This is a genomic window from Rhizobium sp. Nf11,1 (assembly GCF_050587665.1).
Lineage (GTDB): Bacteria > Pseudomonadota > Alphaproteobacteria > Rhizobiales > Rhizobiaceae > Rhizobium.
The window spans coordinates 1-5010 of sequence record NZ_JBOBHU010000054.1 but is presented as its reverse complement, the minus strand read 5'-3'; the positions used below and the strand labels follow the sequence as shown (position 1 = coordinate 5010).

Below are 5010 nucleotides of genomic sequence, written 5' to 3'. Positions count from 1 at the left end.
CGAAAGCTGGAGGGAATATGGGTCTCAGGTCAAAGACGTCAGGCTTACACCTTGGCTGAGATGCTACACATGCGTCGTGTTTGTCGGCTCTCCGCCGCAAGGATTGACTTACGTGTCTGCGGCGAAAGGCTGATATCAAAGCAAAAATCCTATTCCTGCTCTCAGTCTCACGCGTTGGCACAAGTCTTGAAGTATATGGTGAGCCGATCGGCGGTGCGCCGATCACAAAAAGGCAAAAAACGGGAAACAGTCACGACCGTTTCCTCCCTTTTGGTCATTCATCGGAGATAAGTCTATGGTCAGGACCTCAGACAACCCCACTGAAAGAATCGACAGCCGATCCCCTGAAGCGACTGGATACCCTCGCGTCGCTGCCACGAGCGCAACCGCAAGCCTGGAGGGCGGCATTCAGACCCTCACCTCAAGCGCTCGCGCAGGTCAAGAAATGCAGAGACAGATCTCAGAAATCACAGTTCGGGCCGGCAAGGAACTATCGTTGCGATCAACAGCAGCCCTGCAAGCGACTATCGAGGCCGACCTAGGTCACCTTCAGGCGTTAGCTGCAGCAAAAACGCCCTCTCAGACTTTCGAACTCCAATCGAAGTTCGCCCGGGAACGACTCGAACTAGCCTTCGGCCATGCGAGAGATTTTCAGGCCATAGCGTCGAAATTTCTGATAGACATAAACAACTCATTGAGAGGAATGTTCGACACATCCTCCCTGGCTTCGGAATAGCCGCGCGGGTTGCCCGGCACTTAGCCGCCTGTCATGCCGTCCGAATCTGCTCGGCATCCAGGACAGGGCAGAGAACGCAAACAGCGAGGAATGATATCGGTCATTCCTCGGACTCCCACAATGCGCCTCCGATCGGGCAGATCGGATGTTGCTGCAGTATTGGAGGCTGTCATGGAAAGACTCAAGGCGACCATTCTGACCGGCTTTCTTGGGGCTGGCAAGACAACGCTGCTCAACCGAATTCTGGCCGAGCGGCATGACGAACGCATTGCCGTGGTCATCAATGAATTTGGTGACGTCGGTATCGATGGCAGGCTTGTCATCGAAACAACGGCGGAAGTTGTAGAACTGAACAACGGCTGCATCTGCTGCACGGTTCTTGACGACCTGATCGGCGCACTTCACGATATCCTCGCGTCCGATCGCATGTTCGATCGCATTGTCATCGAAACCTCGGGTTTGACCTGGCTCGCGCCTGTTATCGAGTCCTTCGTAGTGGACGAGGTCTTGTCGAAGTATGTTCAACTCGATGCGATTGTCGTTGTGGTCGATGCTCGTCATGTCAGTCGGCAGTTCGGCCACGACGAAGCCACTCTGCAGATTAGCCTTGCCGATGTCATCCTACTCAATACAACCGACCGCGTCTCCAGCAACGAGCTTGCTGTGGTTGAGAGACGCGTCCGACAGCTTAATCCGCTGGCTCGGCTCCTTCAGACGAAGGATTGTGAAGTCTCTATGGGCGCTGTCTTGGACATTGGCGCTTTCGATCTCAAGAACGTCTTGTCGAAAGCGCCGTTCATCCTCGAGAACCATTATCATGAACATGACCAAAACCTTTCTTGTGTCGCGCTGCGGCAAGCGGAACCGCTGGATCCGACAGCCTTCGATAGCTGGCTGAACCACCTCGCGCAGGTGAAGGGAACCGACATGCTGCGTATAAAAGGGGTGGTGAATTTCGCTGGCGCAGCCTACCGTTATGTCTTGAACGGCGTTTATCTGATGCGCGAATTGCGTGCTGGAAAACCATGGAGGAAAGATCCCCGCCTCACCGAGATCGTCTTGATTGGTCGAGATCTCGATGAGTCAGAGCTGCGCCGTGGGCTCCAGAGGTGCTCCCCTCAAGGGATTGCAACCTTGACGAATTGAAGAACTGCGCCCTCACTGGTTTGCGGTCGCGTTAGTTTCAAGCGCCGCTCCGACCTGATGCAGAGGCCAGAGCGGCGCTTTTCGAGAAGGTAGCTGTCGCCGCGGATGGTATTCAACGTTGATTGGTGCAGCAGGCGATTGAATATCGCGGTGACGCTCGCATTCTCCCGCGGAGTTGTTTGAGGTGTCGATGCGTGCATCGGTACAAGACGGGACTTTCTGAACTTCGTTCCGCGGATCGTCAACACCGCAGCGTCGAAATCAACGTCCGCGAGCTTGAGGTTTCGCGCCTCGCCGAGCCGCAAACCGGAAACGCTCAGCAGACCGAACAGACAATAATATGTCCATGGCCTGAGGTTGCAGCGGGTATATCGACGGCATCTCCAGAGCGGCCGACAGGAGGCGTTGGATGTCTTCCTCGAATAGAGATATGGTCGAGCCCGCTTCGGGCGAAAGGAAGCAAGCTGCTTGGGGGAATCTGAGTTCGCGGATCGGCGGCGGCTCGAGGAAGCGCTCGATGCCGTTCGCAGGGATTGCAACATTGGCGTTGTGACACGCGCCGAAAGAGGATCATTGATCGTTTACGGGAAGGAGACAGTGATCATCAAGGCGACGGACATCACAGAACTGGTCGACACGACGGGCGCCGGGAACTTCTACGCTGCCGGCTTCCTCTACGGCTATACGAGCGGGCGTAGCCTCAAGGATTGCGGTGATCTGCGATCCTTGGCGGCAGGACTCGTTATTCAACAGATCCGTCCGCCCTCGGCAAAATCTCCGCCGCGAGGCTGAGCAGGCAGGGTTGCTGTAACGCCAGTGACCTGACCGCACGGGGCGGCGAGTTAATTTGTGTCATGACTGGATCATTCTGCAATTGAAGCGTGGGAGGATTGGACCAAGCCGCTGAGGGGGGAGTCGGCGCGTGCGGGGGCTTCGTCGCGGCATCGAAGGCGCCGATCCGTTGATCGAGCTGAGTAAATGCTTGCAGCATGTCGCCAACTAGGCCCCCTCAGCTAACACTCTTCTGACGCGAGAGGAAATTCTCCCTGCCTGAAGCAAGGCATGACGAAACGGCGCGCCGCGTAATGGACGGAGCTCGCCGTAGCGATTGGTGATGCGCAACCACCTTCCGGCGCGGTCGCGATCTCGCTGCTTGGTCAGGTTTTGCTCCGCGCGAATGACCAGTGGAAGTGCGCAGTCTAGTATCACGAGCGCGATCTGTGTAAATTTCGTAGCGCCGCCGATTGTGCAGTTCCGCTTTGTCGTGGTCCGCCCGTCATCGACATGTCCGATACTCCTGTCGCCTTTGTCTGTATTGAGACGCAGGCGTATGTGATACGCGCTCCCTGATTATTGAGCCAACCGGCCGAAAAGTAACCATAAAGCGTTCGATTTGACTAAAGCAGCCGTAATTGGCACGAGCCTTGAATCTTCCAATCGGCGGCGGCGAGTTGCCGAGCTGTTTTATATCGCCGAACTCCAATTGATGGGCCGAGGAGGGGAGGAACATGTGAGTGCTACGTGAGATCGGGCTACGGAAAGAGGCGATCGGCGAGTCCACCGCCTCGCGAATTCTGAACGACCTACAGTCTCACTGGAATACACACGTCACCACGCAGCTAGTGGAACAACGCGATGGAGCTCAAAGTGAACGGAGAAATCTCGGCGATCTCAAATGTAATGTCGGATTTTTTTTCAGAGACATCTAGCGCGACAAGCAAGGATGCCCTGTTGTTATCATTTGGCAAGATTTCACGATACTTTGGATTTACCAGCTTTGCGATCTCCGGGATACCATCGCCTAACGAGCGTATCGATCCCTATTTGTTTTTCAGCGATTGGTCAGGGGAGTGGTTCGACCGCTATTTGGAAGGCAACTTCGTACACATCGACCCAGTGGTCCACCTCAGCAAAACATGCGATCGCGCATTTATATGGTCGGAGGTTCTGATAAATCAAAAGCTCGATCGACAGGGCCGGCGGGTCATGAACGAGGCTAGCGAATTCAAGATGATCGATGGCTACACCATTCCTTTGCATACCGCCGCTGGATTTCAGTCGATAGTCAGCTTTGGAGCTGAAAAGGTCGACTTATCGAACACCGCTAGAAGAGCTCTGTATGTGTTATCAGCTTACGCGCATAGTTTGCTTCGTGATCAGATCGTGAAAGACGCGAAACAAAAGGCTAAAGAACTTCCTAGGATTACAGCAAGAGAGCGCGAGATCATACATTGGTGCGCCGCTGGTAAGACGGCGATAGAGATCGCTAAGATCCTGGGGCGATCGCATCGAACAATTCAAAATGAGGTTTTCAACGTTCAACGAAAGCTCGATGTCGTAAATACACCTCAGATGGTCGCCGAAAGTTTTCGGTTCGGAATAATTCGCTAAAGTCAATGCCAGAGGCACAACTGCTCAAATGCGGCGATACCCAAGGCGCTGAACCGCGCCGGGTTTGCCGGAGGCTCCAACTTCTGAGAAGGTGGAGCCGATATGAGCAAGACAACGAACAAATTTTCACCTGAAGTCCGCGCCCGTGCTGTGCGGATGGTTTTGGATCACGAAGGCGAATATTCCTCGCGATGGGCAACGGTTTCCTCGATCGCCGCCAAGATCGGCTGCACGGCGCAGACGCTCAATGAATGGGTGAAGAAGGCGGAAGTGGACGATGGTTCCCGGCCTGGGCTCCCAAGCGAAGTGGCCGAGAAGATGAAGGCTCTGGAGCGGGAGAACCGCGAGCTTCGACAGGCCAATGAGATACTGCGCAAAGCGTCCGCTTATTTCGCGATGGCGGAGCTCGACCGCCCATTGAAGCGATGATCTTCTTCATCGACGAACACCGCTCGGTATTCGGGGTCGAGCCGATCTGCAAGCTGCTGCCGATTGCCCCATCAACCTACTACGAGAACGTTGCCAAACGCCTGGACGTGGACCGGTTGTCGGTCCGCGCCCGCAGCGACATTGCATTGAAGATCGAGATACGCCGCGTCTTCGAGGCGAACTTCCGTGTCTACGGCGTGCGCAAGGTCTGGCGGCAATTGAAGCGGGAGGGCTTCGACATAGCCCGCTGCACCGTCGCCCGGCTCATGCGATCGATGGGACTTCAGGGTATCATCCGGGGCAAGCCA

4 protein-coding genes, 2 pseudogenes and 1 other annotated feature are annotated in these 5010 nt (G+C 55.3%); of the genes and pseudogenes, 5 read left to right on the top strand and 1 reads right to left on the bottom strand.

Translation table 11 applies throughout. The annotated features are described in order from the left end of the window. Window positions 1-295: 295 nt before the first annotated feature. Together ACQ7C1_RS31530 and ACQ7C1_RS31525 are read left to right on the top strand one after the other, a co-directional pair. Entirely contained in the window at window positions 296-736 is a 441-nt protein-coding gene (locus ACQ7C1_RS31530) for a phasin family protein (RefSeq protein WP_430961193.1), read from the top strand. A gap of 171 nt (window positions 737-907) precedes the next feature. Then, window positions 908-1882, top strand: coding sequence for a CobW family GTP-binding protein (locus tag ACQ7C1_RS31525; protein ID WP_430961192.1), 975 nt, complete (start codon window positions 908-910; stop codon window positions 1880-1882). On the opposite strand, the gene ACQ7C1_RS31520 is transcribed toward ACQ7C1_RS31525, so the two are convergent. Continuing rightward, the gene (locus tag ACQ7C1_RS31520) at window positions 1855-2424 is read right to left on the bottom strand and encodes a tyrosine-type recombinase/integrase (protein ID WP_430961191.1); all 570 of its coding nucleotides are present in this window, start codon (window positions 2422-2424) and stop codon (window positions 1855-1857) included. The genes ACQ7C1_RS31525 and ACQ7C1_RS31520 overlap by 28 nt on opposite strands. Here ACQ7C1_RS31520 and ACQ7C1_RS31515 point away from each other — a divergent pair. The 3 genes and pseudogenes from ACQ7C1_RS31515 to ACQ7C1_RS31505 form a co-directional block, all read left to right on the top strand. Then, a pseudogene (locus ACQ7C1_RS31515) lies at window positions 2387-2693 on the top strand (PfkB family carbohydrate kinase); the annotation flags it as partial. The gene ACQ7C1_RS31520 and the pseudogene ACQ7C1_RS31515 sit on opposite strands and share 38 nt — an antisense overlap. Before the next feature lie 836 nt (window positions 2694-3529). Continuing rightward, window positions 3530-4273, top strand: coding sequence for a helix-turn-helix transcriptional regulator (locus ACQ7C1_RS31510; protein WP_416068773.1), 744 nt, complete (start codon window positions 3530-3532; stop codon window positions 4271-4273). 102 nt (window positions 4274-4375) lie between these two features. Further along, a pseudogene (locus tag ACQ7C1_RS31505) lies at window positions 4376-5010 on the top strand (IS3 family transposase); the annotation flags it as partial. Continuing rightward, window positions 4657-4773, top strand: a sequence feature (AL1L pseudoknot). Its footprint overlaps the pseudogene before it by 117 nt.